Origin of the sequence: Lysinibacillus sp. BF-4 (genome assembly GCF_000743635.1) — a bacterium.
GTDB lineage: Bacteria > Bacillota > Bacilli > Bacillales_A > Planococcaceae > Metalysinibacillus > Metalysinibacillus saudimassiliensis.
Genome location: NZ_JPUW01000017.1, coordinates 26,726 through 47,950 on the forward strand (window position 1 = coordinate 26,726; position 21,225 = coordinate 47,950).

The following is a 21,225-nucleotide window of genomic DNA, read 5'->3' on the forward strand; positions in this document are numbered from 1 at the left end:
TTTTTATTTAGTATAACAAAACTCGTCGAATTATTTCTTCGACGAGTCCGTATCTTGTAAGTCGCGCAGTACGCGTTTATTTAATTGGTTTTCTAATAATTTGCCGAGTGCCCATAGTACGATAATCGCCACAGCAGCTAAAATCATTTTTACAGGACTTGTTAATAGCGCTCGTAAATCATAGCCTAAAAAGCTCATCGAAAAAATCATCACAAACTTCCCTGCTGCCAATACAATAAAATAAAACTTTTTACGAATATTAGATAGGCCCGCCACAATATTTACAAGCACAGAAGGTGTAAAAGGGAAGCACAGCAATACAAACAAGGGGCTCAACCCTCGCATATCTACCCAACGAATTAAAGACTGGACACGCTCGCCCCCTGTCAAACGCTTTAAACGCGGATGATGACCGAAACGTCGCACAAGTAAAAACACAAGATAGGAACCAATTACTGTCCCTAACCACGACAGTAAAAAACCTAGCCATAAGCCAAATGCACTGGCATTAGCTACTACAAATACAACGAGCGGTAAAAAAGGCAAAAAGGCTTCTAACATCGGAAATAATACGCCAATAAAAGGTCCTAAACGCTTATACTGCTCTGCTAAATGCTCCACGTTATCGATTGTAAACCATTCATTCATCATTATCCCACCTTATATTCATTAGTCATTGCACAACTTGAAGTTACTCTGTATAATCTGAAAATACTAACTATTGCTAGAAAGTGAGCTGAACAAATTGACAACTACTACTGCAACAGATGATTCGTTTTTACAAGGCATTAAGGATTGCCTCCCTACGTTGTTCGGTTATATTAGCATCGGGCTTGCCTTCGGTGTCGTTGGCGCAGCCTCTCATTTAAGTGTACTCGAAATTGCATTATTATCCATACTCGTATACGCTGGCTCCGCTCAATTTATTTTTTGCGCCCTTATTTTAACAGGTAGCCCCGCTTCTGCGATTATCATTACTATTTTTATCGTAAATTTGCGTCATTTATTAATGAGCCTATCACTCGCACCCTATTTTACACAGCATAGTGTGCTACGTAATATTGGTTTTGGCACATTGCTCACAGACGAGACATTTGGTGTAGCTATGACCAAGTCAATGCAAAATGGCAAACTTTACGGCAAATGGATGGACGGGCTTAATGTTACCGCCTATAGTTTTTGGATTGCTTCTTGTATTATTGGCGCCTTTTTAGGCCAGTGGGTTGCAACGCCTGAAAAATGGGGACTGGATTTTGCACTTGTCGCTATGTTTGTTGCACTGCTCGTACTTCAGCTTCAAGCCGTTGGCAAAACAAAAGTTGTACACTATATTAAACTCATTTGTTATATGGGTATCTTTATGTACGGATTATCCTTCCTTATGGCTTCACATTTAGCTGTTTTAGTTGCCACAATTATTGTCGCAACGATTGGGGTGTTAACAGAATGACGACAACGACAGAAATGTTATTACTCATTATTGGCTGTGCCATTGTAACGTGGATTCCACGCGTGCTACCTTTTATCTTTGTACGCTCATTAACACTGCCTGATAGTATGATGCGCTGGCTTAGCTACATCCCCGTATGTATTTTAAGTGCACTCGTATTTGAGAGTTTGTTAGATACACGTGGCACAGTAGTATCATTGGATTGGCCAAAGCTCATTACCTTTGTGCCAACGCTCGCTATCGCACTCATTACCAAAAGTTTATCCCTCACTGTTGTCGGCGGTGTCATCATTATGGCAGTCGTACGCCTACTAATGTAAAAAAAGGAGGTACTACGTTATGCACGTAGCGCCTCCTTTTGCTTTCTCTTATCGTCTACGTCCATGTGGATCAGCCGCAATAATACCGATACGGTAGTGATCCTCCGCAAAGACAGCATGTTGCGTTTGGCGCATCTCTTGTTGATAGTCAAGTACCTCAAGCTTACAATACGCTGCATTAATTTGTAGCGCCTCATACAGCTCGTCCTCGTTAGTAACAGGTTGACCATTAACCTTAACAATACACTCGCCTAATTGTAAGCCCATTTTTTCTGCGGGCGAATCAGGTAACACAGCCGCAATCATAATACCTTTAGCGCTCGGTGCTACAGCATAGCTATCCGCTTGCTCGCGCCATACAAAGTACAAGCTAAGCCCAGCACGCATTACAACGCCTACTGCTATGATTACCCAAAAGGCTACAGGTACGTAATATACTATAATAGCACTTAAAATTAGCAGTAAACCTAGTGTAGTGACACATTTACCATACGCTGTAAATACAGCATCAGGCATGCGTTTACGTGACGTCAGTGCCGTACCAATCACAATCGGAAATAGCACTAAAGAAAAATCACTAGCACCTAGGGTAAACTGTGGCCAATACGGTGCTATTGCCTGCAAGGGCCCGCTCGGGATAACCATAAAAACAGGTAGCAACCACACTTTACGTAAGCGGTAAACAATGGCATGTAATCCGCGCTTTGTTTTTTGCAGTGAAGGCGTTAAACCATTGCGATAGGCACGACGAATTAACACACCCTCCACTAATACAAAAAGCCCTGTTAACAACACAATTGGCATAAAGGCTTGCGTAATATCTGCATCACCTAAATACTGCGGTAGCTCTTGCCAACGCGCTAAGGCGATAGCCGCCACCGTTAAAGCAATCGTGTACATAGGTGATAGGCTCACTACGACTAGCGTGATGCTTAGCACCACTGTAACAGCTGTTAAATATAATAAAAATGTAGAAGGTACTACAAGCCCTGCGCCTACACTAATAAATGACAGCAATAGCGCATAACCAAGGCTCTCCTTTATCGTACTATACAGCTCTGTTGCCCCATGCTGGATACGAATGTGAAAATGCGAACGCTCACGCTTAACACGGCGATAGCCTAAAAAAACTGCCAGTAGTAGCGTTAGGTATACAATAGGATTTATCAAAAAGCGACCGAGGGCTGTCGCTACCATTACTAAATAGTCCATACGTGTTAGCACGCCTCCCTTTACCACAAAATTTTGTTATATCCTATTGTACCAAAAAAAAGACACCTATCGCTAGATGTCTTAGTTAATGCCCTCTACATAAGTTTCCAGTAAATCCTCGTTCATTGGTCCGATAATGGAATGCTCAATTTGTCCATCTGTATTTAAAATAAATGTAGAAGGAATCGTGATGACTTGATATTTTAGTGCAATATCACCCTTCTCATCCATTGGCACTGGGAAAGTAATGCCGTAGCTTTGCAAAAACTTTTCTACTAAACGATCGCCCTTTTCTTCACTCGTTAAGTTAACCGCTAAAATTTCAAAATTTTGCTCTTTCGCTTTTTTATCATAATACTTTTGCATATGAGGCATTTCGGCTTTACACGGAGGGCACCAAGAAGCCCAAAAGTTTAAAATCACCTTTTTACCTTTGTAGTCACTTAACGTTACTTTTTCACCATCTAGTGTAGTTAGCGTAAAGTCTGGCGGTGTATCGCCCTTACGTAGCCCCGTCTGCTTATAATTTAAATCCATAGCCTTACCAAGTAGTGACTCATTAATTTCTAGCTCACGGTCTTTAGCAATTTGCTGCTTTACATAGGTACTCACCGCAATAACGAGTAGTACTACCACAACAATCATCCCGATATTTTTCTTTTCCACTTATGTAAACTCCTTTGTATAAAAAATAATGCGCCCACAAATAAAACAGTAAGCCAAACACTCAGCTGTGACCATAAATTAACGGGCTGTACTAAAGCTACAAGTAATTGGATACTTGCAAAGCTTTTAATACTCGCCTCGCTTGCTGTTTGTAGTGCCCATAGTAAAGCAATCGTCATTAGCATGAGCGTTAGTAGCTCTGCAGTACGTGTATTATCATTAGTTAACACCATGCTAATTTGAAAGCCTGCCTGTGTTAAAGCAATCGCCCAAGCGCCTGCTTCAAACGACCACTTCTCTCGTTTACGCCAAGCCTGAATTACAACAGCCACTGCGCCAAGTAGTACGCCTAGTTTACCACCATTAAAATACAGTATCGTTAGCGGATGCCGCACTACTAATGCAAAATCCGTTAGTATGACACTAAACTTCCATACTAAAATAAAAGTCAATGCGAGGTCGCTGTATAAAGAAGCAATCTCTTTAGGGTATTGGATGCGTAGCACAATAACCGTAAGCAATATCGCTACGAGTGCCGCTACCCACGTTGAGGGTATGCTCATATTACCTATCTTATATATATATCAGTAATTTGCATGTAGCTACCTCCCCTTAATCGTTATAACCATAGCATACAATTTTAAGGCGATACATCTAACTTGCTCACAAAAATAAGGAATCACGTCAAAACAATGACATGACTCCTTATTTATTAAAACGGAATATAATACATAGGGTTAATATTGTTTACGCGCTGTCCTTGCCATGCACCTGTGTGTAGCTCAAAGTGCAAGTGAGGCCCTGTTGAGCGCCCTGTTGAGCCAACGCTACCAATTTGTTGTCCTTTGGTAACCGTTTGACCTTGAGATACATTAAAGCCGCTTAAATGCGCATATACTGTAGTGTAAATCTGTCCATCAATCGAATGTGTAATCATAATTAAATTACCATACGTACTGAGTGGTGCTGCGTGAGATACTACACCATCTGCAGCTGCTACAACTGCGGAGCCATAGGCGCTACCAATATCTAAACCATAGTGGTATTCGTCACCCTCACCAATATTACGCCAACCATGGTTTGATGTGATTGGTCCTGAGGATGGGCGTGTCCATGTACCTGCTGATGTAGAAGGTAATGGCACACTTGCCGCGCTATCACTCACACCGCCACTTGGTGCTGCTTGACGCTGTTGTTGCTGCTGTGCAGCGGCCGCCTTAGCCGCTTGTTGACGAGCAATCTCTGCCATGCGTTGCTGTTCTGCTACAATTTTATTTTGTAACTCTTCTGACAGGCTCACCGCGTCCTCATGCTCAACTTCTAGTAATTGCTTTTCCTTTTTCAATTTAGCTTCTGCTTCTTCAAGTGCCGCAATTTGACGGTCTTGCTCAGCTTTTTGCTCAGCTAATGTTGCCTTTAAACTCTCAACTTCAGCCTTTTTAATTTCTAACTCGCGTTTACGCTTTTCAATTTCAGCCTTTTCAACTTCGAGGCGCGCACGATCCGCTTCTTGCTCCTCAATAATTTTACGGTCTGCGTCAATTAATGTATTAACAGCTGTGAAGCGGTCAATAAAATCAACAAAGCTACTAGAGCTTAACAACACGTCAATATACGATACTTGACCACGCGCTTGTACAGCACGGGCACGCTCTGCTAATAACTCGTTACGCTCCTCAATTTTACGTTCAAGCTCTGCAATAGAAGCCGCGAGCTCCTCAATTTCTTGATTAGTGTCGGTAATTTCTTGATTAAGCTTAAATAATTTATCATTTGTTTCAGCAATTTGTACGGTTAATGCTTGGATTTTTTCGACAGCTGCTTGCTGTTTTTCGACATTAGCTTGTAGCTGGTCTGATTTATTTTGAATCGTAGCATCTAAATCATTTTTCTTTTTTTCGATTTGTTGCTTTTCATTTTTGAGCTCTGATAAATCTTCGGCACTAGCAAGTGGTGCTTGTGTAAATAACATAAGCGCAGCACTTGCCGTTACAATGCGCCAACCTGTTGTCCATCGTTTTTTCGTCACTTACTGAACGCCCCTATCCTTAAATCTTTAAAAACTTACGTACTGACATAAAGCTGCCGCACATACCAATAATGACACCAAGGCCAATTAATAAAGCAGCTACTTGATAAATTAACGGTGAGTAACTTACTAGTTGTACAAGCTCACCCTTAAGATTTGGCGAAATATTTTTGTGAACACTGCTATATAATACCGCTACAACGGTAACCGGTATTATTGAGCCAAGTAGCCCTAGCCATGCACCCTCTAATAAAAATGGTATACGTACAAAGCTATTAGTTGCGCCAACAAGCTTCATAATTTCGATTTCGTCACGACGGGCGATAATCGTAATACGAATCGTATTAAAGATTAAGAATACTGCCGTTAACAGTAAGCCTATAATTAATACAACACCTGCATTGCGTCCTGCGTTTAATACATTAAATAACTTTTTCACTTTGTCTTTACCGTAATTCACTTCGGCTGTAAACTCATATTTATCAATCTTCTTCGCTAAATTGGCTGTTTCTTGCGGGTTTGTTGCCTTTACATAAATAGCGTTACGAAGCGGGTTGCTTTGCTCATGAAGTGTAAAGTCGTCACCGTAATCTTTAATGACTTTCTTTAATTCTTCGTCCCTAGAGGAGTAACGCATCTCTGCGACCTCTGGTAATTTTTTTATTTTAGCCTGTAGCTCTCGCTCATCTTTACTGCCAGCTAAATCATCAATTAACACTTTAATTTCGACATCATTTTCGATGTCATCTGCCATTTTATTTAAGTTGGTCATAATTAAAGCAAATACACCAACTAAAATTAATGTTACTGTTACGGCACCAATGGATGCGAACGTCATCCAACCATTACGTCCTAAAGATTTAAAGCTCTCGCGGAAATGGCGGCTTATGGTTCTACCTTTCATAGCCGTATTCACCTCCGTCTTGGTCACGTACAATAATGCCGCCCTCAATCGCAATAACGCGACGGCGTGCCGTATTTACAATCTCTTTATTATGCGTAGCCATTACAATTGTTGTACCCTGCGCATTAATTTTTTCAAATAAATGCATAATATCCCATGACGTATCAGGGTCAAGGTTACCTGTTGGCTCATCCGCAATTACGAGTTGTGGCGTGTTAATAATAGAGCGCGCAATTGATACACGCTGTTGCTCCCCGCCAGATAGCTCATGCGGGAACATTTTAGCTTTATGCGTTAAGCCTACTAGCTCAAGCACTTCCATTACACGTTTGCGAATAACAGTAGGCTCCTCCTCTGTTACTTCAAGCGCAAAGGCGATATTCTCGTAAGCTGTTAAGCGTGGTAATAATTTAAAATCTTGGAACACCACACCTACATTACGACGAAACGCGGGTACCTGTCTGTTTTTTAGTGTTGATAAATCTATACCATTAATGACGACACTGCCTGACGTTGCTTTTTCCTCGCGATACATCAACTTAATAAAAGTCGATTTACCTGCACCACTTGGACCTACAACATACACAAACTCGCCTGGTCTAATGTGAACGGATATACCATTAACAGCGACAACGCCATTAGAATACTTCTTCGTTACATTTTTCATTTGTATCATATTGTCCCGTACTCCTTCAGTTAAATTCTTATTGTATTATATCATTCCAACTATACCGTGCTGTTACAATTAGATTTCAATATATTTCGTGTGTTGCGATTAGTATATAAGGGTTACAGTAGCATTGCCAATGAAATCTACATAAAAGTTCCAAATTTGATTTTTGCATAGAAAAAAGGCAGCCGCGGCTGCCCATGTTACGTTTACTCTGTATCTACGATTGTTGTATAGCGTACGATAATATTACCTGTACGTGATGCCCCGTCTACATAAAGTTTAGGCGCATTGTCTACGTCTTTAGTAAAATTGAGCGATTTAGAAAGCGGCTGATCTTGCGATGCTACTTTATCAATATCCGCTAGGCTAACGTCAAGCTTGCCCATGTTTGTTGCGAGCTTACCGTTTAGCGCTAAATGGCTCGGTACATAAAACTCTACATTACCAGCGGCTGTTTCTGCCTCTAGCTTACGAGCATGCTTAGCGTATGTGGTAATGGATACCGCACCGTTTATTGATTTAGCTTCTACTTCTTCAATCGCACCGTCAATATAAATACGACCATTCATCGTCTCTGCTTCAATTTCATGACCGCGTACATCATGTAAATCAATTGCACCATTCGATGTTTTTACTTCAGCATCTGTAAATTTTACGTGGTTTGCTTTAACTGCACCGTTTAGTGATTTTACACGAAGTTTTGTTGCTTCAACATCATGTAAACTTACAGCGCCGTTTAAAAAGCGTAGCTTTAACTCATCGTATTTTTTACGTGGCAAGTACAGTGTAACCTCTACTTGCGACCACTTACTATCCGCAATAACACGCAATGTTTCTTGTTCGACATCAACGACAAATTGCTCTAAAAAGGCTTGCTTTGTTGCCTCAGCATCATTATTAACAACGGCTGTGCGTACACTTGCTACTACTCGCACATCATTAAGCTCTGCCGCTTCAACAGTTAAGCTACCATTTGGTAAATCAACATATACTTGGCGTACCGCATCACCATCAAATGTTTTGACCTCTTGGAAGTTGACCTTTTCGCCTAGTGGGAATGGTGTAGAAACATCAAAGTCTTTGACCTTATCCACCGTTTTATTAAATAAATCCATAAATACAGAACCAATTTGTGTAATATCTTTGCGGAATGTTTTCATTTCTTCCTCAAACATACCTTCAAATGTTTTTTCCTGCTTTGGCTGTTCTTGTTTTGGTTGTTCTTTTGTTGCTTCTTCAAATGCTTTGGCTGGCTCAGCTTGCGTTACCTCACCCTTTTTTTCAAGTGCTTCTAATAACGTGATTGCTTCCTCAACCGCTAACTTACCCTCAGATACCATTTGTAAAATACGTTCTTTTTCAGTTTGCATACTATAAAGCCTCCTCACGATTTGTATACTACTATTTACGCTGTGTGGCTTAAAAAGTTTCACTTACTTTTTTGTAAGTACCTTACTTAAATAGTGCCCTGTGTGTGAAGCCGCTGTGTTGGCAATAGCTTCAGGTGTACCTGTCGCTACGATAGTACCGCCCTTATCGCCACCTTCTGGCCCTAAATCAATGACATAATCAGCCGTTTTAATAACATCAAGATTATGCTCAATAACTAATACCGTATCACCATTATCTACAAGGCGTTGCAACACACCTAATAAACGTGCAATATCATCAGCATGTAAACCCGTTGTAGGCTCATCTAAAATATAAATGGACTTACCATTTGAGCGCTTATGCAACTCCGAAGCGAGCTTCACACGCTGTGCCTCACCACCTGACAACGTAGTAGCAGGTTGTCCTAGTTTTATATACCCTAATCCCACATCTACAATCGTCTGTAGCTTACGTTTTATTTTCGGGATGTTTTCGAAGAACTGCAGTGCGTCCTCTACTGTCATCTCTAACACATCCGAAATATTTTTGCCTTTATATAAAACTTCTAGCGTTTCGCGATTATAACGTTTGCCATGACACACCTCACAAGGCACATACACATCGGGTAGGAAGTGCATTTCGATTTTAATAATGCCGTCCCCGCGACATGCCTCACAACGACCGCCTTTAACATTAAAGCTAAAACGCCCTTTTTGGTAACCGCGTAACTTTGCTTCATTGGTTGACGCAAACACATCACGCACATCATCAAACACACTCGTATAAGTTGCAGGGTTAGAGCGTGGTGTACGTCCGATTGGTGATTGGTCAATATCAATAACCTTCTCTAATTGCTCAATACCTTTAACTTCTTTATGCGCACCTGGCTTTGCTTTTGCTCCGTTTAGTTGCTGTGCTAATGTTTTATAAAGTACCTCATTAATAAGTGTTGATTTACCTGATCCTGATACACCTGTTACCGCGATAAACGTGCCAATTGGGATATCAACCTTAACATTTTTTAGGTTGTTTTCTTTAGCACCAACAATGGTTAGCTTACGCCCATCGCCCTTACGACGCTCTTTTGGTACAGGGATGGCCTTTTTACCACTCAAATACTGCCCTGTTAATGAAGCTTTGTTATTCATTACCTCTGTTGGTGTGCCTGCTGCCACAATCGTACCACCATGTACGCCAGCACCTGGCCCTACATCAATTAAATAATCTGCCGCCATCATCGTATCCTCATCATGCTCAACGACAATAAGTGTATTACCAATATCACGCATACTTTTTAGCGTACCAATTAAGCGGTCATTATCGCGTTGGTGTAACCCAATAGATGGCTCATCTAAAATATAAAGCACACCTGTTAAGCGCGAGCCAATTTGCGTCGCTAAACGAATACGCTGTGCCTCACCACCTGACAATGTACCAGCTGCACGGCTAAGTGTTAAATAATCCAAGCCTACATTCACAAGGAAACTCAAACGCTCATCAATCTCACGTAAAATTAAGCGCGCAATTTGGTAGTCCTTTTCGGATAACGTTAAATTATTAAAGAACGCTACAGCTTCCACAATCGAAAAAGCTGTAACCTCACCAATGTGTAGCCCCTCGATTTTTACGGCTAATGTTTCCTTTTTTAAACGGTAACCCTTACATGTTGGGCAGTGTTGCTCTGTCATGTATTTTTCCATTTGTTCGCGCACATAATTTGAGCTTGTATCTTTAAAGCGTCGCGCCACATTAGGGATAACGCCTTCAAAAGGTACATTTTTATTACGCACATCACCAAACTCATTTTCAAATACAAAATTAATGCTATCTGTACCAGAGCCATATAAAATTTTACCAAGTTGCTCCTTAGGTAACTCTCCTACAGGCACATCTTGAGGAATATCATAATGCTTACACACAGCCGAAAGTAATTGTGGGTAATACTGCGAGCTTGTTGGTTCCCATGGGGCAATCGCATGCTCTAAAAGCGTTTTACTATAATCAGGGATAATGAGTGCCTCGTCCACCTCTTGCTTTACCCCTAAACCATCACAGCCTGGGCATGCCCCAAATGGGCTATTAAACGAAAACATGCGTGGCTCTAGCTCTCCAATCGAGAAGCCACAAATTGTACATGCATGATGCTCGCTAAATAACAGCTCCTCAATCCCCATTACATCAACAATTACACGACCATCCGCTAAGCGTAGCGCTGTCTCTAGGGAGTCACTAAGGCGTGCTGCTACCCCTTCTTTAATCACAATACGGTCAATCACCGCTTCGATAGTATGCTTTTTATTTTTGTCCATCACAATATCATCATCTAAATCGCGTAGCTCTCCGTCCACACGTACACGCACAAAACCTTGCTTTTTTAAGTCCTCAATGACTTTAACATGTGTACCTTTACGCCCTTGTACAATTGGGGCTAAAATTTGTAGACGCGCACGCTCCTCGTACTGCATAATGCGGTCTACCATTTGCTCAATCGTTTGCGAGGTAATTTCGATACCATGCGTAGGACAAAACGGCTTACCTACACGCGCGTACAAAAGGCGCAAGTAATCATAAATCTCTGTTACTGTACCTACTGTCGAACGTGGGTTACGGCTCGTTGTTTTTTGGTCAATGGAAATCGCAGGTGACAACCCTTCAATAGCATCCACATCTGGCTTATCCATTTGCCCTAAAAACTGGCGTGCATAAGCAGACAACGACTCAACATAGCGTCGTTGCCCCTCTGCATAAATCGTATCAAAGGCTAATGAAGATTTGCCCGAACCCGACAACCCTGTAATGACCACAAGTTGGTCACGCGGGATGGTCACATCAATATTTTTTAAATTATGCGCTCTTGCGCCTTGTACTACAATTTCGGTATTCTTCAAATTTTTCTCACCCTTCTGCTTGTAGTTCGAGTATCGTATCACGAAGCTGTGCAGCACGCTCATAATCGAGTGCCAGCGCGGCTTCCTTCATTTCTTTTGTTAAGGTCTCAACGAGTTTTTCTCGCTCTTTTTTCGTATATACTTTGCGCATTACATAGCTCTGTTCGTTTTCTGCCACTTGCGTTGCACGTATAATATCGGGTATCTTCTTAGTAATCGTAGTTGGCGTAATGCCATGCTCCGTATTGTATGCTTTTTGAATATCACGACGACGTTGCGTCTCCGAAATCGCCTTCGTCATAGAGTCTGTCATCTTATCTGCATACATAATAACCTGCCCGTTTGCGTTACGCGCTGCTCGTCCAATCGTTTGAATGAGTGAACGCTCCGAACGCAGGAAGCCCTCCTTATCCGCATCTAGTATTGCCACCAGTGATACCTCTGGAATATCAAGCCCCTCACGTAATAAGTTAATCCCTACTAATACATCATGCGTACCACGTCGTAGCTCACGTATAATCTCAATACGGTCAAGCGTCTTAACTTCCGAGTGCAAGTACTCCACCTTCATGCCAAGCTCTTTTAAATACGTCGTTAAATCCTCCGACATTTTTTTAGTTAGCGTCGTAATTAATACACGCTCATTACGTGCCACGCGCTCATTAATCTCATCAATTAAATCATCAATCTGTCCCTCAATTGGGCGTACTTCAATTGTAGGATCAAGTAGCCCCGTTGGACGAATGATTTGCTCAACCATTTTAGGTGTGTGCTCAATTTCATACGGACCTGGTGTTGCCGAAACATAAATCGCTTGCCCCACCTTTTGCTCAAACTCCTCAAACTTTAACGGGCGATTGTCTAATGCTGATGGCAAACGAAAACCATGCTCCACTAGCACATTTTTACGGGCTTGGTCACCGTTATACATGCCGCGCACTTGGGGTAATGTAACGTGACTCTCATCCACCACTAGTAAAAAATCGTCAGGGAAGTAATCTAGCAATGTATAAGGCGTAGCTCCTGCCTCGCGCAAAGTTAGCTGACGCGAGTAGTTTTCGATACCTGAGCAAAAGCCCATCTCACGCATCATCTCTAAATCATAATTTGTACGTTGCTCTAAGCGCTGCGCCTCTAGCAATTTATCATCTGCACGCAGTACCTCTAATTGCTGCGCTAACTCTTTTTCGATATTTTCAATGGCAATCTTCATTTTTTCCTCGCGGGTTACGAAGTGGGATGCAGGAAATACAGCCACATGCTCGCGCTCATTAAGCACTTCACCTGTTAAAGCATCAATCTCACGAATACGCTCAATCTCGTCACCAAAAAACTCTACCCGAATACACTCACTATCACGCGATGCAGGGAAGATTTCCACTACATCACCACGCACGCGAAAAGTCCCGCGTGTAAAGCTCACATCATTACGCTGATACTGCACATCTACAAGCTTACGCAATAATTGATTACGCTCAAGCTCCATGCCCTTGCGGATGGATACTACCATCTCACGGTACTCCTCTGGCGAACCTAAGCCGTAAATACAAGATACAGATGCCACAATAATGACATCATCACGCTCAAATAATGCGGAAGTGGCAGAGTGACGTAACTTATCAATCTCATCATTGATACTCGCGTCTTTTTCGATAAATGTATCCGTTTGTGGCACATAAGCCTCTGGTTGATAATAATCGTAGTAACTCACAAAATACTCCACTGCATTATCCGGAAAAAACTCCTTAAACTCACTATATAATTGCCCCGCTAGCGTTTTATTATGCGCCATCACTAGCGTAGGTCGCTTTACTTGTTGTATCACGTTGGAAATGGTAAATGTTTTACCCGTACCTGTAGCCCCAAGTAATGTTTGATGCTTTTTATTAACTTTCAATCCTTCTACTAATTCAGCAATTGCCGCTGGTTGGTCACCATTCGGCTGATATTTTGATTGTAAATTAAATTCCACTTAGCCCATCTCCCTTTATTTTTGTCTCCCTATTTTAGCACAAATGAAAAAACCATGGGAACATATGCTTCGTTTCATGGTTAAAACGACATAAAAGTACACTAATTGGTCAAAAAACCCCTTAAAAGGTATGAAAACGGCCCTTTTGCAGCCTATTTTGTCGTTTTAATGCACTTTTTGTCGTTTTATCACGATTTTTGTCGGTTTATCTGTGTCGTGCTCGTCAAAATTCCCGCGTATACTCAAACAAAAAAAGGAGGAATTTTTTATGAAAGCAGCCTATCTTATTTCGTTCGATACTTTACTCATTACCCCAACACAACACGAAGGACAACTGGTATCACAAATTATTGATAAAAACTTTGAAACGGTGGTGCTACGCAAGCCCATCTACTTAATTCGCAAAACTTGTTTAACACTCGGAATGTCGTACGAAATGGCGCGTAAAAATGCCAAAAGCTTTTTTACTAATCAGCATAAGCTACCCATTGTCATTGCTCACCATTATGGGATGCCTTGCATCTTTTTTCCAACATTATCTCCGTCCTCACCTCATAATAGTTGGGTAGGACTGCACGCAGTCAAGCGCATTGATCCTATTGGCGAAGGTTGCATACTAACACTCATTACCAATCAGCGCATCACGCTAGACGTGAGTTATACAACCATGCTCAAGCAGTACGCCAACGCAACCTTACTGTACCGTCACTTTAAAAAGGAGCAACAACTACTTGTACATGAATCGCTTTTTTAACGAAAAAAAGGCTGCATCAAAGGGGTTAACCTTTAATACAGCCTTGTGTTTAATTCATTTGTGAGCGTAGGTACGCGTGGATAAATGGATCAATATCGCCATCCATTACTGCACCAATATTACCTGTTTCCTCACTTGTACGGTGGTCTTTTACCATTGAGTAAGGGTGGAATACATAAGAACGGATTTGGCTACCCCAGCCAATTTCCTTTTGTTCACCGCGAATATCATCAAGCTGTGATTGTTGTTTTTCTAGCTCTACTTGGTAAAGTTTAGCTTTTAACATATTCATAGCTTTTTCGCGGTTTTTGATTTGTGAACGCTCTGCCTGACATTGTACAACAATACCTGTTGGCATATGCGTAATACGTACAGCTGAGTCAGTGGTGTTAACGTGCTGACCACCAGCACCTGTTGAACGGTACGTATCAATTTTTAAATCTTCTGTGCGGATTTCAACCTCAACATCATCCGTAAACTCTGGCATAACATCGCATGAAACAAATGATGTATGACGGCGACCTGATGAGTCAAATGGTGAAATACGTACTAAGCGGTGTACGCCTTTTTCGGCCTTTAAGTAGCCATACGCATTATGCCCTTTAATACCAAGCGTTACGGATTTAATACCCGCTTCGTCACCTGGTAAATAGTCAATAGTTTCGACTTTAAAGCCTCGGTGTTCAGCCCAGCGTGTATACATGCGTAATAATAATGAACCCCAGTCTTGAGACTCCGTACCACCAGCACCTGGGTGTAGCTCTAAAATGGCGTTATTAGCATCGTATGGGTCGCTAAGTAGCATTTGTAATTCAAAGTCTTCCATACTTTTCTTAAATGCTTTAACTTCCTCACCTAGCTCTTCTTGCAAATCATCGTCTTGCTCTTCACGTAATAGCTCAAGGGTCATGTCGATATTTTCGTGTGTATCTACAAGCTCCTTGTACTCATTAACTGTACTTTTTAATTGGTTTGACTCATTAATGACAACTTGCGCTGCTTGTTGGTCATCCCAAAAAGTTGGATCTAGCATCATTTCGTCTAGCTCCATAATGCGTGCCTCTTTGTTTTCTAAGTCAAAGAGACCCCCTAAAGTCCGCCAGTTTTTTGGCTGTATTGTCTAACGTATTACGTACTTCTGCTAATTCCATCATAAGTTAATTCCTCCACGTAGTTAAAATTGCTATCCTTTCATTATAAACGATAGCTCAAGAATCTCCAACTACTTTATGAATTTGCAAAACGATGCTTAAGATGCAAGTAGGTAACAGATAAAGCAACTAATAAGACAACACCTTTTACAATATCAAACGCATAGTACGGTAAATTTTGAATGGTTAAGCCATTTAGTAAAATACCAATGGTTGCTGCCCCTAAAAACGTGCCAATAGCATTGGGCTTACCAATGCCGAGTACGGAGTAACCAACAAAAACAGCGGCAACAGCTTCCATTAATAGCGGAGCGCCTGCATCAATTTGCCCCGAACCTACACGAGCCGCAAATAAAATGCCTGCAATTGAAGCAAAAACACCTGATATTACATAAGCAGATAACTTAACACGAGCTACTCGAATACCTGCGAGTTTCGCTGCTTGCTCATTACCTCCTGTTAAATATAAAATGCGACCGTATGTGGTATAGCGCAAAACAATAAAGGAAAGCAAAACAATACTCAGCATAATCCACACAGGCACGGGCACATTAAGCATATACCCTTGCCCTAGCCATAAAAATAATTCATTAAATTCTCCCGGAGCTGTAGCCCCTGATGTTAATGGCATATGATTATAAATGGAGTAGCTTCTGTATAGGTACTTTGTAAGCCCGCTACAATATACATCACACTTAATGTAGCTAATAAATCGGGTACACCAACAACGAGTATAAAAAACGCATTTATTAAACCAATCGCTGCGCCAACAAGTAGCGGTAATAAAATTACTAACCATAAAGGTAACTCGTACCATACCATTAACGAGGCCGAAACAACCGTAGCTAACGACATGGTTGAGCCTACTGATAAATCAAAACCATTAACAATCAGCGTAAACGTCACGCCCAAAGCTAACACAGTAACAATGGCAATAGCACGTAAAATATCGCTGAAGTTGTTATAGGATAAAAATACGTCACTCACTAAACTGAAATAAATAATAATAAGCGCCATTACTGCTAAGGAGCCATATTTATAAAGATAAGGTAGCACTTGCTTCATCCACTGTTCCTCCACTTGCATAATATAATAGTAATTGTTCCGTAGCTTCGGCATTGGTTAATTCAGCTACAATACGTCCGTCATACATCACAGCAATACGATCGCAGACCGTTAACATTTCATTGCTCTCGCTCGAAAAATACACAACACCTTTATCTTGCTCCGCTAATTGCCTTACCGTTTGATAAATATCTTCCTTGGCGCCAATGTCTACACCTTTAGTAGGCTCATCAAATAAATAAATCGTCGCTTGTTGTGCTAGCCATTTACCAATGACTACTTTTTGTTGATTACCACCACTTAAATAGTGAACAGGCGTATGAGGGTTAGCTACTTTAATGCCGAGCTGTTGTATGACTTTACGGCTCTGCGCTACTTCACGAGCTTTTTTAATAAACATGCCAACAGAAAATTTATGCAAAGAAGGAAAAGTAAGATTTGTACAGACACTTTCTTCAATAAACAAGCCTTCTTTTCTACGTTCTTCTGGGATTAACACAACACCTGCTTTAATCGCTTCAGCAGGATGCGTAAATTTTTTTTCGGCTGTAGGATAATAAAATTTCCCTTGCGTCACCTTGTGTTCACCAAACCACACTTTAGCAAGTTCTGTCTTTCCAGCGCCTACTAAACCAAAAACCCCCAACACCTCTCCTTTATAAAGCGTCAAGCTACTGTCTTTTACTTTGTTGCCATCACTAATATGCTCAAGCTTCGCAACTACAGTCGTTGGTGCTGAAGGCGCTAAATATTTTGTCGCTTGCAATGACTTTCCTAACATCGCTTCAATAATGGTATGTTCTGTAACTTCTTCAATCGCCGCACTCATAATATGACTGCCATCTCGCATTACTGTCACTTGATTACTCACTTCAAAAACTTCATGTAAGCGATGCGTAATAAAAATAAATGCCACACCTTGGGCTTGCAGTTTACGCATAACCGCAAATAATTGCTTGGCTTCAGTCGAAGAAAGCGGTGCAGTTGGTTCATCTACAATAATTAAACGAGCCTTTTGCGTCAGCGCTCTTGCTAATAGCACCAATTGTTTTTCGGCTAGTGTTAATTCACTCACTAAACTATTCACATCAATCGTGCTTTGTAATAGCGCCAATGCCTCTTTAGCTTGTTGACGCATTTTATGGCGCTTTACCCAAAAATTTTTGGGCGTAATAACAATATTTTCGGCTACGGTTAAACTCGGTATTAAAGCAGTGTCCACTTCTTGATAAACAGTAAAAATACCTGCTTGCTGCGCTTCTTTAGGTGAGGAAAAACGAATAGTTTGACCATCAATCATAAAGCTACCTTCATCATAACTATGCACACCTGCTAAAATTTTTATTAACGTACTTTTACCCGCACCATTTGCCCCTAGCAACGCATGAATGTCACCCGCTTCGATGTGGAGCTGACCATTTTTTAGCGCTTGTGTTGCACCAAATCGTTTTGTGATTTGTGCGAGTTCAATCATTGCGCATCTTCCTCTGCTTTACGCACGCTATCCGTATAACCTTCGTCACTTGCGCCCCAGTCATCAATATATTCAGAAAGTTGTGCTGTGGTAATTTGCTCTTTTGGTAACTGTGCTTGGTCTACAAAGACAGGTGTTAATTGAATTTTATCTTGTGGTGCTTCACCGAGTAGTAATTGATACAAATAGCGCACTTGGATACGACCAATATCTGTTGGATCTACAGCTGCTGAAGCTACCCATGGGCTACCTTCTTTTTGCATAAGTTGTAAATCTTCATCACTCATATCAATACCGTACACTTTAATATCTGTGCGCCCAGCTTGTTCTAATGCACGTACTGCACCTTTCGCAAACTCATCCCATGCTGCCCAAACAGCGGTAATGTCGCCTTCATTAGGATATTGCTTTAACAATGCCTCCATTTGCGCTTGCGTATCAAGTGCCGTACTCGCTGTTGCCGAACCAAATGTCGCTACTTCTTTAATGCCTTCATTCGCTTGTAAAAATTCATTGTAAGCCACTTGTCGGCGCTCCATTGGCGCAAAGCCTGCCACCCAAATTTTTACGATATTTGCCTTACCATTACTATCTTCTTTTAGTTTTTGCAAAGTTTGTTGTGCCAGTAATTCATCATTTTGTTCTAAAACGGGTACGCCAGCTACTTCTAAGCCTGCATCAAATGCCACAACAGGAATACCTTCCTCCTTAGCTCGCTCCACACCTTTGGTTAAACTTTCTTTTGTCCCGTGATCAATTAAAATACCATCAAATTTTTGATTAATTGCGGCATCTAAATTAGAAGACATTTTAGCTAAATCGCCATCCGCTGTAAAAACGGTCACATCTGCTCCTAATTTTTCTGCTTGTTCTTTAACGCCTGCAATATATTGTGCAGAAAACGTTCCTAAATTCACTTGCATAATAAGTGCTAATTTTTTTGTCGCCTCTTTTTTAGTAGCTTCTGGTGCGTTTGTTACTTCACCTTTTGGTTGGCAAGCTACGAGTAATGTAAGTACCGCCACTAAACTAATTAATGTAAACCATCTTTTCATACTAATTCCTCCTCAAATTGTTTAATACTTGTCGTATAAGGCGCTTGTAGCACACCTTTTTCTGTAATAATTGCAGTAATATAAGCAGCGGGTGTAACGTCAAATGCCGGGTTAAGTACAGATGTCGTTGGCGCTGCGATAGCCTTGCCTAGCACTGTCGTTACTTCTTCAGTTGCACGCTGTTCGATTTCAATGTCATCACCTGTGGCACACGTAAAATCAAAGGTCGTAGAAGGAGCGGCAATATAAAAGGGGATTCCATAGGCTTTGGCTACTATCGCTAGACCTAATGTGCCAATTTTATTTGCTGTATCACCATTTTGTGCAATGCGGTCAGCCCCTACAATAACCGCTTCAATTTGTTGGGTAGCTAAAGCATAAGCGGCCATATTATCTGTAATTAACGTGACATCTATCCCTGCTTGTTGCAGTTCCCATACTGTTAAACGAGCTCCTTGTAAAAGTGGTCGAGTTTCACACGCTACAACCGAAAAATCAATCCCTCGCTCTTTGCCTAAATGAAAAGGGGCGAGCGCTGTGCCGTACTTAGCCGTAGCAATAGCGCCTGCATTACAAATCGTCATCACCTTGCGTTTTGTGCCGAGCACTTGTAAAGCATGTTCGCCTATGGCATAACCTTGCGTAACATCTGCTTCATGCAATCGTTTAATTTCATTTTCCACAACGCTTCTTAAATCGCTGAGCGTAGTAGCGTTATGAGCGACAGCTACAATCGCATTAACGATAGTAGCTAAATTTACAGCTGTAGGACGTGCCGTAATTAAATAGGCGGCATCAACTCTTAGTTGTTGTTTGGCTTCTTCGACATTTTGATACGTTTGACCTACACTAAGTGCTAAACCATAACCGCCTGCTAAACCAATAGCAGGCGCACCTCGCACTTGTAATTTTCGAATGGCATCATACACATCTTGTACGGTTGTCGCTGTAAGGTAATTTGTTTCAAAAGGTAATACGGTTTGATCTAAAATTTTTAATTTCCCTGGTGTATAAAGTAATGTTGCAGGTAGTGTTGTCATCGTATATCCTCCAAATGAGCAAGATAACCTTCTATAGACGAAATATTTCGTCTATTTTTAATAATAAAGCTACCTGCTTGTAACGTTTGCTGTTTTTTCTGCAAGCGGAGCGCAGTATTTTCAATGCTATCTAAATCTTTGACATGCGCTAACCCAATCGTGCGGCGAATTAACTCAGCGCCTGCATAGCCTAAAGTATCAACAAAAATATCTGCTATATGGTCATCCAAATACCCTGCTACTTTGGCGTAATGCTCTTCATAATGTTTCGTGAATAATTGGCGATACGTTGTGTCAAACACTTGCCATACCGTCGCAATATCTGTCGCAATTTTTTGGCGATCTTCGCCTTGGCGTGTTAACCATTGAAACGTAAAATTGGCGATAACTTGCCCGACATCAAAACCAATAGGGCCATAAAAGGCAAACTCTGGGTCAATGACTTTAGTCGTTTGTGCATCAACAAAAATACTACCTGTGTGTAAATCACCATGCACTAATGCTTCCGCTTGCGTTAAAAAATGACGCTTTAGTTTAGCGACCTCACGCTGCAAGTCATTATCTTGCCATAGCGCTTCTACGCTTGAACGTAAACCTTCTTCAAAATCATTTGTTGGCGCATCATAGTAAGGGTCTGTAAAGATTAAATCCTCTGTAATTTTACATAACTCTGGATTCGAAAATGCCACTTGCAGGCGTTTCTTTTCGAAAGGATGAAGCGCAAAGTCGGATGTAAAAAATAACGTTTTCGCCAAATACTCGCCTATATGTTTAGCTAAATGTGCGTAATGCTGCCCTGCAATTAAGCCATCACGTGCAACCGTTAAATGCGACAAATCTTCCATCACGGTAATCGCAAGTACAGCGTCTGTATGTAAAACACGTGGCACATAAGCGGGTACAAACTCGCCATGTTTTTTTAACGTTTCGGCCTCGATTGTTGCACGTTGTAACGTCAATGGCCAACTTTCACCTACTACTTTGGCATAAGGCAGTGCTTGCTTAATAATAATGCTGTCACCTTTGTCGTTTACTAAACGAAAAACATAATTTAAGTTGCCATCACCAATTTCTTCACACGTAATACTACCGCTTAGTAAATTATTATCTTTGGCATAAGCTATCGCTGTCGTGTTCGTTAATGCTTCATACTGTGTTGCTGTTGTCATATTTTTTTGCCTCCTTAAATAATTTGCCCATT

Annotated in this window: 18 protein-coding genes and 1 pseudogene; 3 read left to right on the forward strand and 16 right to left on the reverse strand. The window is 41.2% G+C overall.

Features of this window, described 5'->3' with window-relative positions; translation table 11 throughout:
- Positions 1-30 precede the first annotated feature (30 nt).
- The gene (locus CH76_RS07350; RefSeq protein WP_036144795.1) at positions 31-648 is read right to left on the reverse strand and encodes a TVP38/TMEM64 family protein; all 618 of its coding nucleotides are present in this window, start codon (positions 646-648) and stop codon (positions 31-33) included.
- Between the two features lie 88 nt (positions 649-736).
- Between CH76_RS07350 and CH76_RS07355 the strand changes: the two genes are divergently transcribed.
- Both CH76_RS07355 and CH76_RS07360 read left to right on the forward strand, forming a co-directional pair.
- A complete protein-coding gene (locus CH76_RS07355; protein ID WP_036144830.1) occupies positions 737-1,450 on the forward strand; it encodes an AzlC family ABC transporter permease in 714 nt (237 codons plus the stop codon).
- Positions 1,447-1,770, forward strand: coding sequence for an AzlD domain-containing protein (locus CH76_RS07360; protein ID WP_036144796.1), 324 nt, complete (start codon positions 1,447-1,449; stop codon positions 1,768-1,770). The genes CH76_RS07355 and CH76_RS07360 overlap by 4 nt, the downstream gene beginning before the upstream one ends.
- 48 nt (positions 1,771-1,818) lie before the next feature.
- Here CH76_RS07360 and CH76_RS07365 read toward each other — a convergent pair whose 3' ends face one another.
- The 9 genes from CH76_RS07365 to uvrB form a co-directional block, all read right to left on the reverse strand.
- On the reverse strand, positions 1,819-2,982 hold the full coding sequence (locus CH76_RS07365; RefSeq protein WP_036144798.1) for a PDZ domain-containing protein: 1,164 nt from the start codon (positions 2,980-2,982) through the stop codon (positions 1,819-1,821).
- 81 nt (positions 2,983-3,063) lie between these two features.
- Positions 3,064-3,648 (reverse strand): peroxiredoxin, encoded by a 585-nt coding sequence (locus tag CH76_RS07370; RefSeq protein ID WP_235190374.1) that lies wholly within the window; start codon positions 3,646-3,648, stop codon positions 3,064-3,066.
- Positions 3,624-4,211 (reverse strand): hypothetical protein, encoded by a 588-nt coding sequence (locus tag CH76_RS07375; protein ID WP_051910274.1) that lies wholly within the window; start codon positions 4,209-4,211, stop codon positions 3,624-3,626. The genes CH76_RS07370 and CH76_RS07375 overlap by 25 nt, the downstream gene beginning before the upstream one ends.
- Before the next feature lie 149 nt (positions 4,212-4,360).
- Positions 4,361-5,677, reverse strand: coding sequence for a murein hydrolase activator EnvC (locus CH76_RS07380; RefSeq protein ID WP_036144800.1), 1,317 nt, complete (start codon positions 5,675-5,677; stop codon positions 4,361-4,363).
- 19 nt (positions 5,678-5,696) lie between these two features.
- A complete protein-coding gene (ftsX, locus tag CH76_RS07385; RefSeq protein ID WP_036144803.1) occupies positions 5,697-6,581 on the reverse strand; it encodes a permease-like cell division protein FtsX in 885 nt (294 codons plus the stop codon).
- Complete coding sequence (ftsE, locus tag CH76_RS07390) at positions 6,571-7,257, reverse strand: cell division ATP-binding protein FtsE (RefSeq protein ID WP_036144806.1); 687 nt, start codon at positions 7,255-7,257, stop codon at positions 6,571-6,573. The genes ftsX and ftsE overlap by 11 nt, the downstream gene beginning before the upstream one ends.
- A 203-nt stretch (positions 7,258-7,460) precedes the next feature.
- Entirely contained in the window at positions 7,461-8,624 is a 1,164-nt protein-coding gene (locus CH76_RS07395; protein ID WP_036144808.1) for a DUF4097 family beta strand repeat-containing protein, read from the reverse strand.
- A gap of 63 nt (positions 8,625-8,687) precedes the next feature.
- Positions 8,688-11,513: an excinuclease ABC subunit UvrA gene (gene uvrA, locus CH76_RS07400; RefSeq protein ID WP_036144837.1), complete on the reverse strand. Its 2,826-nt coding sequence runs from the start codon at positions 11,511-11,513 to the stop codon at positions 8,688-8,690.
- A 7-nt stretch (positions 11,514-11,520) separates the two neighbouring features.
- Positions 11,521-13,485 (reverse strand): excinuclease ABC subunit UvrB, encoded by a 1,965-nt coding sequence (gene uvrB / locus CH76_RS07405; RefSeq protein WP_036144810.1) that lies wholly within the window; start codon positions 13,483-13,485, stop codon positions 11,521-11,523.
- Between the two features lie 268 nt (positions 13,486-13,753).
- Here uvrB and CH76_RS07410 point away from each other — a divergent pair, with 268 nt between their 5' ends.
- A complete protein-coding gene (locus CH76_RS07410) occupies positions 13,754-14,239 on the forward strand; it encodes a competence protein ComK (RefSeq protein ID WP_036144812.1) in 486 nt (161 codons plus the stop codon).
- A 49-nt stretch (positions 14,240-14,288) separates the two neighbouring features.
- Here CH76_RS07410 and prfB read toward each other — a convergent pair.
- The 6 genes and pseudogenes from prfB to mtnK form a co-directional block, all read right to left on the reverse strand.
- Positions 14,289-15,390 (reverse strand): peptide chain release factor 2 gene (prfB, locus tag CH76_RS07415; RefSeq protein ID WP_152553308.1). Its coding sequence is split into 2 segments (ribosomal slippage): positions 14,289-15,317 and positions 15,319-15,390, totalling 1,101 coding nucleotides; the frame shifts between segments, so codons are not numbered across the junction.
- 76 nt (positions 15,391-15,466) lie between these two features.
- A pseudogene (locus CH76_RS07420) lies at positions 15,467-16,455 on the reverse strand (ABC transporter permease).
- Positions 16,427-17,929: a sugar ABC transporter ATP-binding protein gene (locus CH76_RS07425; protein ID WP_036144814.1), complete on the reverse strand. Its 1,503-nt coding sequence runs from the start codon at positions 17,927-17,929 to the stop codon at positions 16,427-16,429. Before CH76_RS07425 ends, CH76_RS07420 begins: the two are co-directional and overlap by 29 nt.
- Positions 17,926-18,984 (reverse strand): sugar ABC transporter substrate-binding protein, encoded by a 1,059-nt coding sequence (locus CH76_RS07430; protein ID WP_036144816.1) that lies wholly within the window; start codon positions 18,982-18,984, stop codon positions 17,926-17,928. Before CH76_RS07430 ends, CH76_RS07425 begins: the two co-directional genes overlap by 4 nt.
- The gene (mtnA, locus tag CH76_RS07435) at positions 18,981-20,024 is read right to left on the reverse strand and encodes an S-methyl-5-thioribose-1-phosphate isomerase (protein WP_036144817.1); all 1,044 of its coding nucleotides are present in this window, start codon (positions 20,022-20,024) and stop codon (positions 18,981-18,983) included. The genes CH76_RS07430 and mtnA overlap by 4 nt, the downstream gene beginning before the upstream one ends.
- Complete coding sequence (mtnK, locus tag CH76_RS07440) at positions 20,021-21,193, reverse strand: S-methyl-5-thioribose kinase (protein ID WP_036144819.1); 1,173 nt, start codon at positions 21,191-21,193, stop codon at positions 20,021-20,023. Before mtnK ends, mtnA begins: the two co-directional genes overlap by 4 nt.
- Between the last annotated feature and the right edge of the window lie 32 nt (positions 21,194-21,225).

What these genes read in the sequence shown, in the direction of transcription:
- CH76_RS07350 (WP_036144795.1), bottom strand. Translation starts at nt 648, where the DNA reads ATGAATGAATGGTTTACAATCGATAACGTGGAGCATTTAGCAGAGCAG.
- CH76_RS07360 (WP_036144796.1), top strand. Translation starts at nt 1,447, where the DNA reads ATGACGACAACGACAGAAATGTTATTACTCATTATTGGCTGTGCCATT.
- CH76_RS07365 (WP_036144798.1), bottom strand. Translation starts at nt 2,982, where the DNA reads ATGGACTATTTAGTAATGGTAGCGACAGCCCTCGGTCGCTTTTTGATA.
- CH76_RS07375 (WP_051910274.1), bottom strand. Translation starts at nt 4,211, where the DNA reads ATGAGCATACCCTCAACGTGGGTAGCGGCACTCGTAGCGATATTGCTT.
- ftsX (WP_036144803.1), bottom strand. Translation starts at nt 6,581, where the DNA reads ATGAAAGGTAGAACCATAAGCCGCCATTTCCGCGAGAGCTTTAAATCT.
- ftsE (WP_036144806.1), bottom strand. Translation starts at nt 7,257, where the DNA reads ATGATACAAATGAAAAATGTAACGAAGAAGTATTCTAATGGCGTTGTC.
- CH76_RS07395 (WP_036144808.1), bottom strand. Translation starts at nt 8,624, where the DNA reads ATGCAAACTGAAAAAGAACGTATTTTACAAATGGTATCTGAGGGTAAG.
- CH76_RS07410 (WP_036144812.1), top strand. Translation starts at nt 13,754, where the DNA reads ATGAAAGCAGCCTATCTTATTTCGTTCGATACTTTACTCATTACCCCA.
- CH76_RS07425 (WP_036144814.1), bottom strand. Translation starts at nt 17,929, where the DNA reads ATGATTGAACTCGCACAAATCACAAAACGATTTGGTGCAACACAAGCG.
- CH76_RS07430 (WP_036144816.1), bottom strand. Translation starts at nt 18,984, where the DNA reads ATGAAAAGATGGTTTACATTAATTAGTTTAGTGGCGGTACTTACATTA.
- mtnA (WP_036144817.1), bottom strand. Translation starts at nt 20,024, where the DNA reads ATGACAACACTACCTGCAACATTACTTTATACACCAGGGAAATTAAAA.
- mtnK (WP_036144819.1), bottom strand. Translation starts at nt 21,193, where the DNA reads ATGACAACAGCAACACAGTATGAAGCATTAACGAACACGACAGCGATA.